The organism is Mesorhizobium sp. M7A.F.Ca.MR.148.00.0.0 (genome assembly GCF_003997735.1).
In the GTDB taxonomy this organism is placed as follows: domain Bacteria; phylum Pseudomonadota; class Alphaproteobacteria; order Rhizobiales; family Rhizobiaceae; genus Mesorhizobium.
This window is the reverse complement of record NZ_RZTB01000014.1, coordinates 73305-89646: the sequence shown is the minus strand read 5'-3', so window position 1 is coordinate 89646 and position 16342 is coordinate 73305. Positions and strand designations below refer to the sequence as shown.

Sequence of the window (16342 nt, the reverse complement as noted above, 5' to 3'; positions counted from 1 at the left end):
GCCTACTGCCTACTGCCTACTGCCTACTGCCTACTGCCTACTGCCTACTGTCTACCCTACAACTTATCCCCCCCACCTCGTATCTCCCTCATGAACCTGATCTACGCCGCCCTTGCCTTCCTGATGGCGCTTGTCTTCGGCTTTGTCGGCGTCACCCGCGTCGGCTCATGGCTGATCGAGCGTCGCAATCCGCCGATCGGCGAGTTCGCCGACATCGACGGCGCCCGCATCCACTATGTCCATGTTCCGGCGCCCGCCAATGCCGAGTTGCCGCCGATCGTCTTCATCCATGGCGCCAGCGCCAATCTCAGGGACCAGATGCTGCCGCTGCGCCCCTTGCTCGAAGGCCGCGCCGAAATGCTGTTCTTCGACCGGCCAGGCCACGGCTGGTCGGGTCGCGGCACCAACAACGAGAACCCGTCGGCGCAGGCCAACACCATTGCCGCACTGATGGACCATCTCGGCATCAGGAAGGCTGTCATCGTCGGCCATTCCTTCGGCGGCGTGGTGACATCGGCCTTTGGCCGCGAACATCCAGACAAGACACTCGGGCTCGTCTTTCTCGCACCGGCGACCCACCCATGGCCGGGCGGCGCAACCGCCTGGTACTACAATCTGACCACCATGCCGGTGCTCGGTTGGCTGTTTTCCGAAACGCTGACCTATCCGGCGGGAGCCCTGCAGATGGCTGACGCCACCACCTGCGTCTTTTCGCCCAACAAGGTGCCGGACAATTACCTCAGCTCGGCCTCTATCCCGCTGGTGCTGCGACCAACAGCCTTTCGTGCCAACGCCACCGATGTCGCCGGGCTCTATCGCTACGCGCTCGCCACCGCACCGCGTTACGCCGAGATCAAGGCGCCGAGCGTGGTGATTTCAGGCGACCGCGACAAGGTGGTCTATGCACATATCCATTCGGTCGGCCTGGCGCGCGACATTGCCGGTGCCGAACTCGTCTGGGTGCACAATCTCGGTCACAAGCCAGACTGGATCGCGACCGACCTGACCGTCGGCGCCATCGAGAAGGTCGCTGGCAAGAATATAGACCTGCAGGCGATGGCCAGGACCGTGGAGGCGCGCATCGCCGGCGACGCCTACGGCGCCGGCAGATGCGCCGATATCAAGGTACCGCAGGCCGAACTCGCGCCGACCTAAAGCGGGCCGCCTGAATCCGTTCAGAGGCGACACGCTTCAGGAATCTAGCGGCTGACTTGTGTGTCCGAACCGATATAGGCGATGCGCAGCATGTTGGTCGAACCCGGTGTCCGCAGCGGCACGCCCGCGGTGATGATGACGCGGTCGCCAGGCTTGCCGAAGCCTTCGTCGAAGGCGATGCGGCAGGCGCGATTGACCATGTCGTCGAGATCGACGGCGTCGGGTGAGACGACGCAATGCGTGCCCCACAAAAGCGACAGCCGCCGCGCCGTGTTGAGGATCGGCGACAGCGCGATAACAGGCACTTGCGGCCGCTCGCGGGCGGCGCGCAGGCCTGTGGTGCCCGATGCGGTGTAGGTGATGATCGCCGACAGCTTCAGCGTTTCGGCGATCTCGCGCGCGGCCAGCGAAATGGCGTCGGCGCCGGTCGCCTCCGGCTCGGAGCGCTGGGCGTTGATGATGCCGGCATAGGTCGGATCGGTTTCGACCTTGGTGGCGATACGGTTCATCATTGCCACGGCCTCGACGGGATAGGCACCCGCCGCCGATTCCGCCGACAGCATAATGGCATCGGCGCCTTCGAAGACGGCGATCGAAACATCGGACACTTCGGCGCGGGTCGGCACCGGTGCCGTGATCATCGATTCCAGCATCTGCGTTGCAACCACCACCGGCTTGCCGGCGCGGCGTGCGGCGCGCGTGATCTGCTTCTGGATGCCGGGCACCGCCTCGAGCGGCATCTCGACGCCGAGATCGCCGCGGGCGACCATTAGCGCGTCGGACAATTCGATGATCTCGGCCAGCCGGGCGACGGCCTGCGGCTTTTCGATCTTGGCCATGATCAGCGCCCGGCCGCGTGCGATCTTGCGCGCTTCGGCCAGATCCTCCGGCCGCTGCACGAAGGACAGCGCAACCCAGTCGACGCCTGTGGCCAGCACGGCATCGAGATCCTTGCGGTCCTTTTCGGTCAGCGCACCGACCGGGAGGTCGGTGTCGGGCAGGCTGACGCCTTTCTTGTCGGAAATCGTGGTGCCGGCGACGACGGTGCAGACGATCGACTTGCCGTCGCTCTTCACCGCCTTCAGCTCGAGCTTGCCATCGTCGATCAGCAGGCGATGGCCGGCTTCGACCGAGCTCAGGATTTCCGGATGCGGCAGATAGACCCTGGTCGAGGTGCCAGGTTCGGGATTGTCATCGAGGGTGAAGGTCTGGCCTTGCGTCAGCACTTCCTTCCCGTTGGCGAACTTGCCGACGCGCAGCTTCGGTCCTTGTAGGTCGGCGAGGATGCCGATCGGCCGGCCAACCGCTTCCTCGACAGCGCGGATGCGTCCGACCAGCGTGCGCATCAGTTCATGGTCGGTATGGCTCATATTGATGCGGAACACATCGGCGCCCGCTTCGAACAGTTTCTTCAGCATCTCCTCCGACGAGGAGGCCGGACCGATGGTGGCTAGGATCTTGACCTTGCGGCTACGTCTCATTGACTGTTTGTTCCCGGGGCGGCTGGAGCGCCTCCCGTTGTGGACTCATCGGTCAGCTGGACCATCCAGCTTGCCTGTTCGCCCGTGTCATATTCCTGGAATCCGGCGCGCTGGAAGCCCCGGGCGACGCAGTCGGTCACGCCTGCGATCTTGAACTCTTTCTCAGCCACGCACATGTTGATCGGGCCGTCCCAGCGTCCACCGCGTTCGGCGTCTTCTGCATAAAGATAGTAAAACCTTGATGACAGCGGCCCTTCGATCAGCGTCTTGCAGCTCGATCCCTCGATGTGCCACCAGCCTTCGGTGATCCAGCCGGCCTTGGCGCGATAGCCGATGCCGACACCGACCAGGTTCTGCGTGGCGTTGCAGACGCGGAAATCGGCACGCGCCGGCGAAGCCACGACCATCGCCGACAGGCCCATGGCAAAAGTGAGGAGCGGCATGGCAAAGGCAGAGCGCATGCGCTGCCCGCCGGCGGAACTCATCCGAAAACCCCTCAAAAACCACATCAGCATCTCTCTGCGCCCCTTTTCGGAAAAGTCCGGGCGCATGTCAACGCACCGTTTTGTCCAATTCCAATCGATTTAGAAAGGCTCCGGCGCACAATTCGCCGACGTGTGCCAGATTTCCCGGGAAACCTTGGCCAAACAACGGCATTGCGCAAGCGTCGTCTTCGTGGAATGACGATAGCACCCTCCCCGGAAGCCCGCGAACAGACCATTTCCCGCCAATGACCCGATCCACAGTTTTCGCGCCTTTCGACATCATCGAGGGCGACCGCAAGCGAGGCATCGTGCTGTTGGGCGATCATGCCCGTCGCGACCTGCCCGACGACTACGGCAGCCTCGGCCTGCCCTCGGCCGAGTTCGACCGCCACATCGCCTATGACATCGGCGTCGAGGCGGTGACGCGCGAACTGGCTGCCCTGCTCGGCGTGCCGGCGGTGCTCGCCAATTTTTCGCGACTGCTGATCGATCCCAATCGCGGCGAAGACGACCCGACGCTCATTCGCCAGCTTTATGACGGCACTGTCGTACCTGGGAATTACCCCATTACTGCCGATGAGCGCGAGAGGCGGCTCGACGGGTTCTACCGGCCCTATCACGACGCCGTCGGCGCCATGATCGCATCGGTCGCACAGGCTTCCGCCCAGACGCCCTTCATCTTTTCGGTGCATTCCTTCACCCCGGCCATGCAAGGAATCCAGCGTCCTTGGCACGTCGGCATCCTGTGGGACCTCGACGACCGCGTGGCGCGGCCGTTGATAGACATGCTGGCGCAGGACAAGAACCTCGTCGTCGGCGACAACGAACCCTATGACGGCGCGCTGCGCGGCGACACCATGTACAAGCATGCCATCGTCAACGGCTTCGCCCATGCGCTGATCGAGATCCGACAGGATTTGATATCGGACCAGAAGGGCGCGCTCGCCTGGGCCGAACGGTTGGCGCCGATCGTTGACGCGATCGACCGCCGTCCCGATATACATGTGGTGAAGATGTTCGGCTCACGCACCGGGCCGCTATGACGGAGGTTTCGATGACCGAACTCAGCGACGAGCAGCAACGCGATTTCGAAGCGGCCGCCTTCCGCCGGCTGGTCGAGCATCTGCGCGAGCGCAACGATGTGCAGAACATCGACCTGATGAATCTCGCCGGCTTCTGCCGCAACTGCCTGTCGAACTGGTATCGCGAGGCAGCCAATGCCGAGGGCGTCGATCTCACCAAGGATCAGTCGCGCGAGATCGTCTACGGCATGCCTTATGGGGAATGGCAGGCGCTGAACCAGACCGAGGCCTTCGACGCCAAGAAGGCCGAATTCGAGGCAAGGCGCCCCCAGGACCATTGACGGCGTCGCCCCAGCGATCCCTTAAGGCTATGTTTGGCCCAGAATGCTTCCCGAAAGAGCCTTGACTGAAAATTGAATCGATCTAATTTGCCGCGCGAAGCCATTTTCAGCGGGATTCGCCTAATGAACGCGTCAATTGCCAAGCTGACTGCCATTCGCGGACGATGGGCGCTCGCGGCCATTTTTCTCGCCAACGGCTTCCTGACGGGCAGCTGGGCGCCGCAGATCCCGGTGTTCCTGACCCGGCTGGAGATTTCGAAGTTCACGCTCGGCCTGCTGATTCTCTTATTCGGCGTCGGTGCCGTCGTCGCGATGACCTGGTGCGGCCATTTGATCTCCAGACATGGCTCGCGCACCGTACTGCGCTGGTTCGCCCTGTGCGGCAGCCTCGGTCTGATGGTCGTGGCGCTGGCGCCCAACGTACCGCTGGCGGCCGCGGCCATGATCATCTTCGGCGGCTCGATCGGTGGCATGGACGTTGCCATGAATGCCAATGCCGTGGTGGTCGAACGGCGGCTCTCCCGCGCCGTCATGTCGTCCTCGCACGGCTTCTGGAGTCTCGGCGGCTTCGCCGGCGGCGGCCTCGGCGGCTTTGCCATCCAGCACTACGGCCACCTCGCTCACGCGGCGGCGGTAACGGTGTTTGCCTTCGCGGTGATCGCGGTGGCCGTTCGCCATCTCCTCACCGAAGACAGCCCGCAGGCAGCCGAGCACCACAAATTCGCACTGCCGGCAAACCCGCTGGTTTATCTGATCGGACTGATGGCGCTGCTGGCGATGATCTCCGAAGGCGCGGTGCTCGACTGGGCAGCCCTGTATCTGCGCCAGGAGCTCGGCGCCGATCTTGCCGTTGCCGGCCTCGCCTACGCCGGATTTTCGGGCGTCATGGCGGTTACGCGGTTCTTCGGCGACGGTATACGCAATCGCTTCGGCGCGGTGACGACGCTTCGCGTGTCGGCCCTCGTAGCCGCGGTCGGCATGCTGGTCGCTGGCCTGGCGCCCTCGCCCTGGCTCGCCATTGCAGCCTTTGCCTTTTGCGGCTTCGGCATCGCCAATATGGTGCCGATCATCTTTTCGGCCGGCGGCAACCAGGAAGGCATGTCTTCTGGCACCGGCATGAGCGTGGTCACCACGATCGGATACTGCGGCATACTGGTGGCGCCGTCGGCGATCGGCTTCGTTGCCGAGCACTCCAGCTTTGGCCCGATCTTCATCACCATGTCGGGACTGCTGATCATCGTGTTGCTGATGGCCGGGCTCGCTCACCGCGCCGAATTCGCGCCAGCACCCGCCGAATAGCGTTTCAGCTCCTCGTGGAGAAAATCCACCACCCGGCGGATGCGCACGCTGGTACGCACGTCGCGATGCATCGCCAGCCACACCGGCAGAACTGGCAGCGGCAGATCTGGCAGAACCTTCTCTATCAAAGGATCCCTGTCGGCCAGCGGCTCCTGACCGAGGCCGATGCCGTTTCCCGCCCGCACCGCTTCCCACAAAACGATCTGGTTGTCGGCCCTGAAGCGGAAGCTGCTCCGGGTGACGGGGACGCCATGCTGGGTAAAGCCCCTGATGATCTCGTCGCCGCGGTCGAAGCCGACCAGATCGTGGTCGACAAGATCGGCAGGCTTTAGCGGACGGCCGCGCCTGTCGAGATAGGATTTGGCCGCGCAGGCGCAGAGCTCGATATCGCAGACCCTGCGTGCCATCAGCTCGTTCTGCGCCGGCTTGACCATGCGGATGGCGATGTCGGCATCTCGACGCAGCAGGTTTTCGACCTGGTTGGAGGCGACGATCTCGACCTCGATGCCGGGCTCCTCGATCCCCAGCCGCATCGTCATCTCAGGCAGGACATAGGCCGCCACCACCTCGCTGGCGGCGATGCGCACCGTGCCTTCGATGGCCTCGACCGAACCCAGCGCCAGGAGTGAGAAGGCGCTTGCCTGCTCACTGACCGCCTTGCCGCGTTCGAACAGCGTGCTGCCGGCCTCCGTCAGTTCGTAGCCGTGCCGTCCTCGACGGAACAGTGTGACGCCGAGTGCCCGTTCCAACTCGCCGATGTGACGGCCAAGCGTCGGCTGGCTGGCCGAAAGCTTTCGCGCGGCGGCCGACAGGCTGCCGGATTCCGCCACGGCGACAAAGCTCTTGATCAGGTTCCAGTCGATTTCAGTCATTCATTTATGAATACCAGAACGCCATCTGTAGTCAATTTCCATTCGCATTCGGAGCGACCATATTCCGGCTGCAGACACCAACACGGACTGCAAACACCAACCAGGAGAACTCAGATGACCAAGATCGCTCTTACCGCCGCCGCCATCCTCATTTCCGTCAGCGCCGCTTTTGCCGGCAGCGACAAGTTTGGGTCGAACGACGCCAGCCAGCCGGCTGTCACCAGCACCGACAACACGACCACCGCTTCGATCCACAACCCGGATGCGGCCGTCCGGCAACCGGTCACGCAGGGCAGCAACCGCGACCTCTTCGGCAGCCGCTGATCTCGATCGCGCTTGTCGCTGATCCCGATCGCGCGTCCAGACCACCACGCAAATCCCAACCCAGGAGTGCTTCCAATGACCAGTATCGCAATTCTCGGTGCCAGTGGCCGGCTCGGCCGCGTGGTCGCCAAGGCCTTCATCGACGCGGGCTACGAGGTTCGCGCAGTCACCCGCAACGGCAAGGTGCCGGCCGAACTCAAAGGCGCCACAGCCGTTGCCGGTGACGCGCTCGACCGCGAGGCCCTCATCCGCGCCACGCAAGGTGTCGATATCATCTTCAACGGCCTCAACCCGATCTACACCGACTGGGGCAAGTGCCTGCCGATGGCGCAGAATGTTATGGCTGCCTGCCATGCGAATGGCGCACTGCACCTCTTCCCCGGCACCGTTTACAATTACGGCTCACCGATGCCGGCGGTGATATCGGAAGACACACCCTTCCATCCGAGCACGCAAAAGGGCCGCATCCGCTGCGCCATGGAGGAATTGTTTCGTCGCGAGGCCGACGCGGGCCGCGTCCGCACCATCCTTCTGCGGGCCGGCGATTTCTTCGGCGGCACCGGCAGCGGATCATGGTTCGACCTGATCGTCGCCGCGAAGATCAACAAGGGTATCTATACGGCGCCCGGCCCGGTCGACCTCGTGCATGAATGGGCCTACCTGCCGGATCTGGCCATGGCTTTCGTCGGACTGGCGCAGAACCTGGACAAGCTCGGCGCCTATGAAGCCTTCAACTTCCCGGGCCATCCCGTCACCGACCTGGAGATCAAGGCGGCCGCGGAGAAAGCGCTTGGACGCCCGCTCAAGATGACCTCGATGGCGTGGTGGGTGCTGCGCGCCGGTAGCCCGTTCGTGGCGATGTGGCGTGAGATCGTGTCGATGTCCTATCTGCGCTTCGAACCGCACCAACTGGCGTCGGCAAGGCTGGAAGGCTTCATCGGCGCGATCCCGCACACGCCGCTGAATCAGGCCGTCACTGAAGCTCTCGGGGATATCGGCATTGCCACCGTGACCGGCGTTGCGAAAGCTGCCTGACCTCCGCGATGGCGGGCGATACTCCTCCGCACATTAACAATCTCCGCGGACTGAGAGGGCGCCTCAGAGCCGTCCCATCAACAGCAGCACCATAAGCACCACCAGCATCACGCCGACAATACCCGAGGGCCCATAGCCCCAGGAGCGCGAATGCGGCCAGGCCGGCACCGCGCCGATGAGGATAAGGACCAGGACGATGATGACGATGGTGGTGATCGGCATGAGAACCCCGCAATTCGACTTTTCGCCCAAGAACAATGCAAAAGGCCGCCCGGTTGTTCCGGGCGGCCTTTGCCGGTCAAATCGGCAATGATCTATTCGGCGGCTTTCGGAAAGGCGATATCCGGCCCGGCTCCGGCATCCCGCCCTGGCGCATCGGTCGATGAAATCTCGACCTTGCCGCGCCGGAACAGACGGCTGATCAAGCCGCGCCGTGCGCCCGGCTTGACCTTGGCGCGGGTGAACACCATCAGCATCGACGGCGTCACCACCAGCGTCAGCACCGTGGCGAAGGACAGGCCGAAGACGATCGCCGAGGACAGCGAAATCCACCATTGCGTCGACGGCGCGTTGATCGTCGTCTCGTGATGGAAGATTTCCAGCCCGAGGCCGAAGGCGATCGGCAGCACGCCGAGAATGGCCGACACAGCTGTCAGCACGACCGGGCGGGCGCGCTCGCGGCAAGTCTGCAGCACCGCCTCGACCTTGTCCCAGCCTTCTTCACGCAGCCGGTCATAGGTGTCGATCAGCACGATGTTGTTGTTCACCACCACGCCGGCCAGAGCGATGACGCCGATGCCCGACATGACGATGCCGAACGTCTCGCCGGTTATCAGCAGCCCGAGGAACACGCCGATCGTCGCCATGACCACGCAGGACAGCACCAGCCAGACGCTGGTGAACTTGTTGAACTGCGCCAGAAGCACCAGGAAAATCAGGAAGAACGCCGCCCCGAAGGCCTTGCTGAGGAAGGCGCTGGCTTCGGCGCTGTCCTCGTTCGAACCGGCCAGCTTCCAGCGGATGCCGCTGCCGAGATCCATGTCGGAGACGGCCTTGGTGACCTGCTCCTGCACAGCCGCGACCTGAGCGCCGGCGGCGACGTTGGCCTGGACGACCACCGTACGCGCGCCGTCGATGCGGTTGAGGATGCCGACCGTCGGCTCCGGCTTGCGCACGACGAAGTTCGAGATCGGCACCGAGCCTTGTGAGGTCTGCACCCTGAGTTCGTCGAGCGTCGACAGCGTGCGCCGGTCTTCGGGCAGCCGCAACCTTATGTCGACCGCGTCGTCGGCTCCGGCAGGCCGGTATTCCGAGAGTTTCAGCCCGTTGGTCACCAGTTGCACCACCGTCCCGACCGAGGTTGGGCTGATGCCGTACTGCGCCGCCTTGGCACGATCGACCTCGAGCGCCCAGTCGACACCGGGCGGCGGCAGGCCGTCGGAAATATCGATGACGCCGGGCACCTTGCCGATGCGCGCCGCGACCTCACGGGCCTTGTCGTCGAGCCCCTTGGGGTCGACGGCCGAAAGCCTGATCTGGATCGGCTTGCCGGTCGGCGGACCGGCTTCCGGCACGCGCACCTCGACATCGACGCCGGGAATGCCGGCCATGACGCCGCGCAGATCGTCCAGGATGTGGTTCGCCGACTTGCGCTCGCGCCAGTCGATAAATTCGTACTGGATGACGCCGACGACGTCTTCGGGGATATCCTGGCCGCCGCCTTGCGTCTTGCCGACGCGGGTGTAGACCGACTTCACACCCGGCCAGCCGAGCAGCCTGTCTTCCGCGATCTTGGTCGCGGTATCCATTTCGGCCAGCGAAAGATTGCCGCGCGCATGCACGTAGAGCAGGCCATAATCCGGCTCGACATTCGGGAAGAACTCGACGCCGGCGCCGTATTTCGAATAGGCAAAGCCGACGCCGAACAAGAGCGCGACGGTCAGCACCAGCACGGTGATGGGGAAGCGCACCGCCTGCTTGACGATCGCCATGTACCAGCCGTCGCGATTGTCATCCTCATGATGCGGTGGAGCCTTGGCGAAGATCGCACCCAGCGTCGGCGCGAAGACAAGCGCGTAGAGCATCGAGGCCGATAGCGTGACGATCAGCGTGATCGGCATGTACTTCATGAAGTCGCCGATGATGCCCGGCCAGAACAGCAGCGGCGAGAAGGCGGCGATGCGCGTCATCGTCGCGGCGATGACCGGACCGGCCATGCGCTTGGCGGCGAGCGCGAAGGCTTCCTCCTTCGGCATGCCCTCGCTCATCCGCCGTTCGGCGAACTCGGTGACGATAATGGCATCGTCGACCAGCATGCCGACGGCCAGGATCAGGCTGAACAGCACGATCATGTTGATCGTGTAGCCCATCATCGCCAGCAGCAGGATGCCGATCAGGAAGGACGACGGAATCGCAAGCCCGATGAGCAGCGAGGCGCGGCCGGACAGCGCGTAGAGGATGACGATGAACACCAGGATGACGGCGATCATCACATGGTTCTGCAGGTCGCCGAGCAGCTGGTTGACGAAGACCGACTTGTCCTGCGTGTAGGTGACGTTCATGCCCTCGGGCATCGACTTGACGAACTCGTCGGACACCGTTCGCACCTTGGCGATGGTGTCGATCAGGTTGGAGCCGATGCGCTTCTTGACTTCGATGGCGATGGCCGGCTTGCCGTTGAGACGGGTCACCGTCTCGGCATCCTTGAAGGTCGAACGGATCGTCGCGATGTCCTTGGCCTGCACCACGGCATTGGGGCCGGCGACCACCGGCAGTGCGGCGACATCCTCCGGCGTTTCGATCAGCGACGGTACCTTGACGGCGTATTTGCCCTCCGAGCCTTCGATATTGCCGGCGGCGACCAGGCTGTTGGAGTTGCCGACCGCACCGATCAGTTGATCGAGTTGCAGCCCATAGGAAGACAGCTTCATCGGATCGATGACGACCTCGACGAGATCGTCGCGCGCACCCTGCAGCGAGCCCTCGAGAACACCGGGAACCTCCTCGATGCGGTCGCGCAGTTCACGCGCGGCGGCGGTCAGCACGCGTTCGGGCAGATTTCCCGAGAGCGTGACGACGAGCACGGGAAATTCGGAAATGTTGACTTCGGTGACGACGGGTTCTTCCGCCGCCTGCGGCAGGTCGGCCTTGGCGTCCTGCACCTTGCTGCGCGTGTCCTGCAGCGCGGTGGCCAGATTGGTCTGCGGCTGGAATTCGACCAGCACGTAGCCGCCGCCCTGGAAAGCGGCCGAACGCATCTCCTTGAGGCCCTTCAGGCTTTTCAGCTTGCTTTCCATCGGCCGCAGCAGAAGCCGCTCCGAATCCTCGGGCGAAATGCCCTGGTAGATCAGGCTGACATACATCATCGGAATCGCAACGTCGGGCTCCGCTTCCTTTGGCGTCGCCTGATATGCGACCCAGCCCGCCAGCAGAAGGAAGACGAGGACCGAAATGGTCAGGCGGGCATTGTTGATTGCGAGTCTGACGATATCCATGGCTAACGCCTGTTCTTGAATTTTCACGAGCTGCGTCGCAGCCGATTGTCCCCGCCCAGGGCTAGTCCGTCGCGATCTCTTGCTACTGCGTGCCGGCCGTCGCTTCGCCGAGCAGCTTCTTGATGATCGCTTGGTCGGCCTCGACCGGATTGACCAGATCGCCTTCCTTCACCAGTTCCTGGCCGGCGACGATGATGCGGGCGTCGGCCGGTATGCCGCCGAGGACGAGGCCTGTCGGCGTGTCGTCGACGAGGTCGATGGGGAAGAACGCCACCTTGTTGTCCTTGCTCACGGCACGGATGCCGAGGTCGCCCTTGTCGCCGAGCGTCACAACCGAGCGCGGCAGCAGCACCGCGTCGGTCGGCTGTGCGTTGAGCGCGATTTCCGCCGTCATGCCGGCCGGCACGGAGCCGTCGGCATTGGGGACGGCAACCTCGACGCGGAAGGTGCGGGTCGCCGACGAGGCGTCGCGGCTGATGTAGCGCACGGTGCCTTGGACGGTCTGGCCGCTGACCAGCCGTATGGTGGCCTTGTCGCCGAGCTTGAGGTAGCCGAGATCGCGCTCGCTGACTTCGCCGCGGGCAATCACCGGATCGAGCTTGAGGATGGTCGCCACCTCGCCGCCTTGCATGATGGAGCTGCCAAGTTCCACCGGCACCCGGTCGATAACGCCGTCGAAAGGCGCCTTCACCTCGTTGCGGTCGAGTTCGGCCTGTGCCGTTTCCAGTTGCGACTGCGCCGAGGTCAGGTTCGAGCGTGCGGTGTCGAGCTGCAGCTTCGGCAGATTGCCTGATTTCATCAGCCGCAAGGCTGCGTCCAGCTCGGCCTGGCGCTGCACCACCAATTGCTTGGCGTTGTCGACCATCGAGATCTTTTCTTCCGCCGCAAGCATCAGCACCAGATCCCCCGTCTTGACGTGATCGCCTTGCTTGACAGGCAGCTTGTCGATGACACCGGCGACGCGCGTCGCCAGCACCGCCCGCTTGTCGGCTTCGGTCAGCCCGGAAATGCGGATGGCGCGTGCATAGGTCTTGCGTGGCGGCGTCACCACAGCGACCGTGCGCAGCGGTGCCTTCGGCTCGGCTTCCGCCGGCTTCGGCTTCGCCGCATCGGGCGCCTTGGCCTGTTCGGCTTCGGCTGCCTTGGCTTTGTTGGCGGCTACGCTGCCGACTGACGAAAACTCGCCTGTCGCCATCCACGCCGCGAAACCAATGAGCACAACAACGGCTGCAAGCTTGTGAAACCTGATTCTCATCGTCGTTTTTTCCACTGCGGGTTCGGCCAGCGTCCTCATAACGCGGGCGCGTCGCCGATATGGGTGCGCGCCGGGCCGTGTTCAATTTGCCGTGATCGGCGAAGCGCGCTTCTACATCAAAGTTGCACCGCAATATAGTCTGAAAGTTGCAAGATCATTGCGCCACCGGGCAAGATGCGCCCGCCGCCGCCCAGTTTTCGATCGCTTGATAGGTCGCTTCGGCGGAGCCCGGAGCCGGTTCACGACCCGATCCCGGCGCCCAGCCCCAGGCGACCAGTCTGTCGTCGCGAACATGCACCGCGATGTCCTTCAAGCTGCGGTTGCCATTGCGCAAGGGATCCTTGATCTGGGCGCAGATTTCGGCCGAGGACTTGCCGAACCAGGCCATCTCGGCTGGCGCCAGATGCCAGTTCTCGGCCCCGGGCGGCCCGTGCAATGCCCTGGAATTGCTGGAGAAATGGCAAGTCATGCAACGCAGGCCCGGACTGCCGAAGCCCGACCCGTCAGCACCGCGCTGGACATTGAAGGCGTGCACGCGCGTGCCGCCGTAATGCGCACCCGACCAGCGCGGTCGCTCGTCCGCGACATGACAGTCAGCGCAGCGCGGATGCGAGAACACCGCATAGACCTTGTCCCATTCGGACAGGGCTTTTGCTGTGTCGACTGCCACCGGCGCCGGCGTCTGGCTCTCTTGCGCGATCGCAAACGGTGCTGCGAGCACAAGCATGGCAGCAGGCGTCAGCATGATGACGAGCTTCTTCATGCGAAGGCTACCGCTTTCGACAGCGGCAGCGTGCGGATGCGCTTTCCGGTGAGCGCGAAGATGGCGTTGGCGAGCGCCGGAGCCGCCGGCGGTGTGCCGACCTCGCCGACGCCGCCCATCCTGTGGAAGTTTTCCAGGATGGCAACTTCGAATACCGGGCACTGGAAGATCCGCATGGCGTCGAAATCGTGGAAGTTCGACTGTTCGACCATGCCGTCGGCGAAGGTGATTTCCTGCCCCATCGCCGCCGAAAGACCGTAGATGGCCGCCGAGATCAACTGCGCCTCGATGATGCCGGGGTCGAGCGCGGTGCCGACATCGGCGGCGATCCACACCTTCTCGATGCGGATGCCGGCCGGCGTGTCCGCCACCTGGACGATCTCGCCGACCCAGCTGCCGAAGGACAGCGTGAAGGCCATGCCCCTGGCCTTGCCGGCGGGCAGCGCCTCGCCCCATTTCGCCATCGCGGCGACTTTCTCCACCACCTTCACCGCCGAGGGATAAGCGGCCATCAGTCTCTTGCGCATCTCGACCTGATCGATTTTTCCGGCAATGGCGATCTCGTCCATAAAACCCTCGTGGAAGAAGCCGTTGACCGAGCTGCCGACCGAGCGCCAGGAGCCGACAGGGATGGAGACCGGCGCCGCGACACCAGTGACCCGGTAATTCGGGATGGAGTAGGGTTGGTCGTAGGCGCCATCGACGATGGTCTTGTCGGGACCGAGCGGCGATATCGAGGGGAACAGCCGGCGCAGCATACCGGCAATCACCGATGGCGAGGCCATCTTCATGTCGACGGCCACTGGCATGCCATCGTCGCCGAGCCGCGCCTGGAACTTGCCTATTGCGGCTGGCCGGTAGGCGTCGTGGCGCATGTCTTCTTCACGCGTCCAGGTCACCTTGACCGGACGCCCGCCCGTCTCCTTCGCCATCAGCGCAGCGCACAGTGCGTAATCCACCTCGACGCGCCGGCCGAAACCGCCGCCCATGAAGGTGGTGTGCACATTGATCTTGTCCTGCCCGATGCCGACCGCGTTGGCGCAAAGCTGCCGCACCAGGGTCGGCGCCTGGTTCCCGCACCAGATGTCTAGCGCGCCGTCCCTGAGCTGCGCCGTGGCGTTCATCGGCTCCATCGTCGCATGCGCCAGATAGGGCACGGCATAGTCTGCCTCGACGATCCTTTCGCGCGGCGCGTCGGCAAAAGCGGTATCGACGTCGCCATTGTCGCGCATCACCGACCCCTTGGTGGCAAGCGCCTGCTTCAGCACATCTGAAATGGCAGCGCTGCCGAGCGGGTATTCGGGATCGAACCACTGGGCGTCGATCGCCTCGGCCGCCTTGAATGCCGCCCATGTGTTGTCGGCGATGATGCCGAAGCCATGGCCATAATTCGTCTCAAGCGGCACGATCTTGATCACGCCGGGCATTTTTTCGGCCCTGGAAAGGTCCGCCTTGACCGGCTTGGCCCAGAAGCGCGGGCTCATCTTGACCGTGCCGTAGAGCATGTCCGGCAGCCTGACATCGATGCCGAAGATAGGCGCCCCGGTGACCTTGGCCAGCATGTCGATGCGCTTTTGCGGCTTTCCCAGCAGCTTCCAGTCGGCTTTGTCCTTGAGCCTGACTTCGTCCGGCGGCGCCATCGCGGCGGCAGCCGCGGCGACCGCGCCATAGGTCAGCGACTTGCCCGACGCCTTGTGCAGGATCGAACCGTCGGCCGTTTTCAGATCGGCGGCGGCGACACCCAGTTCTTGCGCCGCAGCCGCGATCAGCATCTGTCGGGCGACTGCACCCGCTTGCCGCATCTTGTCAAAACCATCGCGTGTCGAAGCCGAACCACCGGTGCCCTGCAGGGCAAGGAACTTGCCAACCACGCCGAGACCCGAGCGCACCGCTTGCGCCGTCATGCTCTCGTCGAAGAAGGCGAACGGACCGCCCTCTTGAAGGATCGCGGCGTTGTAGTAGGCATGGGATGCTGGTCCATGCTCGACCTTAACCCGGTCGAGCCCGACGTCGAGTTCCTCTGCGACCATGGCCGCCAGCGTCGTCGAGATGCCTTGCCCCATCTCGGCGCGCGGCGCGACGATGGTGATGGTGTTGTCGGCGCCGATCTTCACATAGGGGTTGAACGTCGCCTCGCCCTTGCCGAGTTCGGCCTCGAGCGGGTTCGGAAAGGGCTTGCGATAGTAATAATAGCCGACGGCAACGCCGCCCGCGACAACGGCAGCGCCGATCAGAAACGTGCGGCGGGCGAGCTTTCCGACACTGGCCATGGTCAGAGCCCCGCCGTCTTGAGTGCCGCGGCCTTCTTGATGGCAGAGCGGATTTTGGGATAGGTGCCGCAGCGGCAGAGATTGCCGCCCATGGCGTTGTCGATGTCGGCATCGCTTGGGTCGGCGACTTCATCGAGCAGCGCCACCGCGCTCATGATCTGGCCGGCCTGGCAGTAGCCGCATTGCGCGACCTGTTCCTCCAGCCATGCCTGCTGCACCGGATGCAGTCCCCGCGGTGCCGATGCCTTCAATGGTCGTGATAGCGCCGCTGACCTGCCCAACCGGGAGTGAGCAGGAACGCACCGGCTGACCGTCAACGTGAACTGTGCAGGCGCCGCAGGCTGCGATGCCGCAGCCGAATTTTGGCCCTGTCTTGCCAATGAGATCGCGAAGCGCCCACAGCAGCGGCATTTCAGGATCGGCATCGATATCGAAAGACTGACCGTCGACGGTAAGGCGCATGGGGATACCCTTTGTTGTCGTCCACTGCCAAGGCGAAGCGTCCTCTCGAACGTTTCGCTCCGATACAGATTGACAAATTTCGTC

General features: G+C 63.8%; 14 protein-coding genes and 1 pseudogene. 6 read left to right on the top strand and 9 right to left on the bottom strand.

All coding sequences use genetic code 11. The features are described from left to right. The first annotated feature begins 90 nt into the window (after positions 1-90). Positions 91-1155, top strand: coding sequence for an alpha/beta hydrolase (locus tag EOB49_RS08215; protein WP_127380697.1), 1065 nt, complete (start codon positions 91-93; stop codon positions 1153-1155). Positions 1156-1199: 44 nt separating this feature from the next. On the opposite strand, the gene pyk is transcribed toward EOB49_RS08215, so the two are convergent. Both pyk and EOB49_RS08205 read right to left on the bottom strand, forming a co-directional pair. Further along, a complete protein-coding gene (gene pyk, locus EOB49_RS08210; protein WP_013529204.1) occupies positions 1200-2636 on the bottom strand; it encodes a pyruvate kinase in 1437 nt (478 codons plus the stop codon). Beyond that, entirely contained in the window at positions 2633-3121 is a 489-nt protein-coding gene (locus EOB49_RS08205; protein ID WP_127327661.1) for a DUF1036 domain-containing protein, read from the bottom strand. Before EOB49_RS08205 ends, pyk begins: the two co-directional genes overlap by 4 nt. Before the next feature lie 245 nt (positions 3122-3366). On the opposite strand from EOB49_RS08205, the gene EOB49_RS08200 reads away from it, so the two are divergent. The 3 genes from EOB49_RS08200 (at position 3367) to EOB49_RS08190 (ending at position 5783) form a co-directional block, all read left to right on the top strand. Next, entirely contained in the window at positions 3367-4164 is a 798-nt protein-coding gene (locus EOB49_RS08200; protein ID WP_127380696.1) for an N-formylglutamate amidohydrolase, read from the top strand. 11 nt (positions 4165-4175) lie between these two features. Then, positions 4176-4484, top strand: a complete 309-nt coding sequence (locus tag EOB49_RS08195; protein ID WP_127380695.1) for a DUF1244 domain-containing protein — start codon at positions 4176-4178, stop codon at positions 4482-4484. Positions 4485-4607: 123 nt separating this feature from the next. Then, positions 4608-5783, top strand: a complete 1176-nt coding sequence (locus EOB49_RS08190; RefSeq protein ID WP_127380694.1) for an MFS transporter — start codon at positions 4608-4610, stop codon at positions 5781-5783. Here EOB49_RS08190 and EOB49_RS08185 read toward each other — a convergent pair. Then, positions 5747-6655: a LysR family transcriptional regulator gene (locus EOB49_RS08185; protein WP_127380693.1), complete on the bottom strand. Its 909-nt coding sequence runs from the start codon at positions 6653-6655 to the stop codon at positions 5747-5749. The two genes, EOB49_RS08190 and EOB49_RS08185, sit on opposite strands and share 37 nt — an antisense overlap. Positions 6656-6769: 114 nt before the next feature. Between EOB49_RS08185 and EOB49_RS08180 the strand changes: the two genes are divergently transcribed. Next, on the top strand, positions 6770-6979 hold the full coding sequence (locus EOB49_RS08180) for a DUF680 domain-containing protein (RefSeq protein WP_127321943.1): 210 nt from the start codon (positions 6770-6772) through the stop codon (positions 6977-6979). A gap of 75 nt (positions 6980-7054) precedes the next feature. Continuing rightward, positions 7055-8014, top strand: coding sequence for an SDR family oxidoreductase (locus tag EOB49_RS08175; protein ID WP_127380692.1), 960 nt, complete (start codon positions 7055-7057; stop codon positions 8012-8014). A gap of 63 nt (positions 8015-8077) precedes the next feature. Here the strand turns inward: EOB49_RS08175 and EOB49_RS08170 are convergent, their stop codons facing one another. From EOB49_RS08170 to EOB49_RS08145, 6 genes and pseudogenes are all read right to left on the bottom strand, one after another. Next, entirely contained in the window at positions 8078-8236 is a 159-nt protein-coding gene (locus EOB49_RS08170; protein ID WP_127327655.1) for a DUF3309 family protein, read from the bottom strand. Positions 8237-8328: 92 nt separating this feature from the next. Continuing rightward, positions 8329-11508, bottom strand: coding sequence for an efflux RND transporter permease subunit (locus EOB49_RS08165; protein ID WP_127380691.1), 3180 nt, complete (start codon positions 11506-11508; stop codon positions 8329-8331). Between the two features lie 82 nt (positions 11509-11590). Beyond that, positions 11591-12763, bottom strand: coding sequence for an efflux RND transporter periplasmic adaptor subunit (locus EOB49_RS08160; RefSeq protein WP_127327653.1), 1173 nt, complete (start codon positions 12761-12763; stop codon positions 11591-11593). Between the two features lie 154 nt (positions 12764-12917). Beyond that, on the bottom strand, positions 12918-13526 hold the full coding sequence (locus tag EOB49_RS08155; protein ID WP_127380690.1) for a hypothetical protein: 609 nt from the start codon (positions 13524-13526) through the stop codon (positions 12918-12920). Continuing rightward, a complete protein-coding gene (locus tag EOB49_RS08150) occupies positions 13523-15796 on the bottom strand; it encodes a xanthine dehydrogenase family protein molybdopterin-binding subunit (protein ID WP_127380689.1) in 2274 nt (757 codons plus the stop codon). Before EOB49_RS08150 ends, EOB49_RS08155 begins: the two co-directional genes overlap by 4 nt. A 2-nt stretch (positions 15797-15798) precedes the next feature. Continuing rightward, a pseudogene (locus EOB49_RS08145) lies at positions 15799-16258 on the bottom strand ((2Fe-2S)-binding protein). Between the last annotated feature and the right edge of the window lie 84 nt (positions 16259-16342).

Excerpts from the sequence above, each read along its gene's own strand:
- EOB49_RS08195 (WP_127380695.1), top strand. The coding sequence starts at position 4,176 with ATGACCGAACTCAGCGACGAGCAGCAACGCGATTTCGAAGCGGCCGCC.
- EOB49_RS08175 (WP_127380692.1), top strand. The coding sequence starts at position 7,055 with ATGACCAGTATCGCAATTCTCGGTGCCAGTGGCCGGCTCGGCCGCGTG.
- EOB49_RS08150 (WP_127380689.1), bottom strand. The coding sequence starts at position 15,796 with ATGGCCAGTGTCGGAAAGCTCGCCCGCCGCACGTTTCTGATCGGCGCT.
- EOB49_RS08200 (WP_127380696.1), top strand. The coding sequence starts at position 3,367 with ATGACCCGATCCACAGTTTTCGCGCCTTTCGACATCATCGAGGGCGAC.
- EOB49_RS08205 (WP_127327661.1), bottom strand. The coding sequence starts at position 3,121 with ATGAGTTCCGCCGGCGGGCAGCGCATGCGCTCTGCCTTTGCCATGCCG.
- EOB49_RS08215 (WP_127380697.1), top strand. The coding sequence starts at position 91 with ATGAACCTGATCTACGCCGCCCTTGCCTTCCTGATGGCGCTTGTCTTC.
- EOB49_RS08190 (WP_127380694.1), top strand. The coding sequence starts at position 4,608 with ATGAACGCGTCAATTGCCAAGCTGACTGCCATTCGCGGACGATGGGCG.
- EOB49_RS08170 (WP_127327655.1), bottom strand. The coding sequence starts at position 8,236 with ATGCCGATCACCACCATCGTCATCATCGTCCTGGTCCTTATCCTCATC.
- pyk (WP_013529204.1), bottom strand. The coding sequence starts at position 2,636 with ATGAGACGTAGCCGCAAGGTCAAGATCCTAGCCACCATCGGTCCGGCC.
- EOB49_RS08155 (WP_127380690.1), bottom strand. The coding sequence starts at position 13,526 with ATGAAGAAGCTCGTCATCATGCTGACGCCTGCTGCCATGCTTGTGCTC.
- EOB49_RS08165 (WP_127380691.1), bottom strand. The coding sequence starts at position 11,508 with ATGGATATCGTCAGACTCGCAATCAACAATGCCCGCCTGACCATTTCG.
- EOB49_RS08185 (WP_127380693.1), bottom strand. The coding sequence starts at position 6,655 with ATGACTGAAATCGACTGGAACCTGATCAAGAGCTTTGTCGCCGTGGCG.
- EOB49_RS08160 (WP_127327653.1), bottom strand. The coding sequence starts at position 12,763 with ATGAGAATCAGGTTTCACAAGCTTGCAGCCGTTGTTGTGCTCATTGGT.
- EOB49_RS08180 (WP_127321943.1), top strand. The coding sequence starts at position 6,770 with ATGACCAAGATCGCTCTTACCGCCGCCGCCATCCTCATTTCCGTCAGC.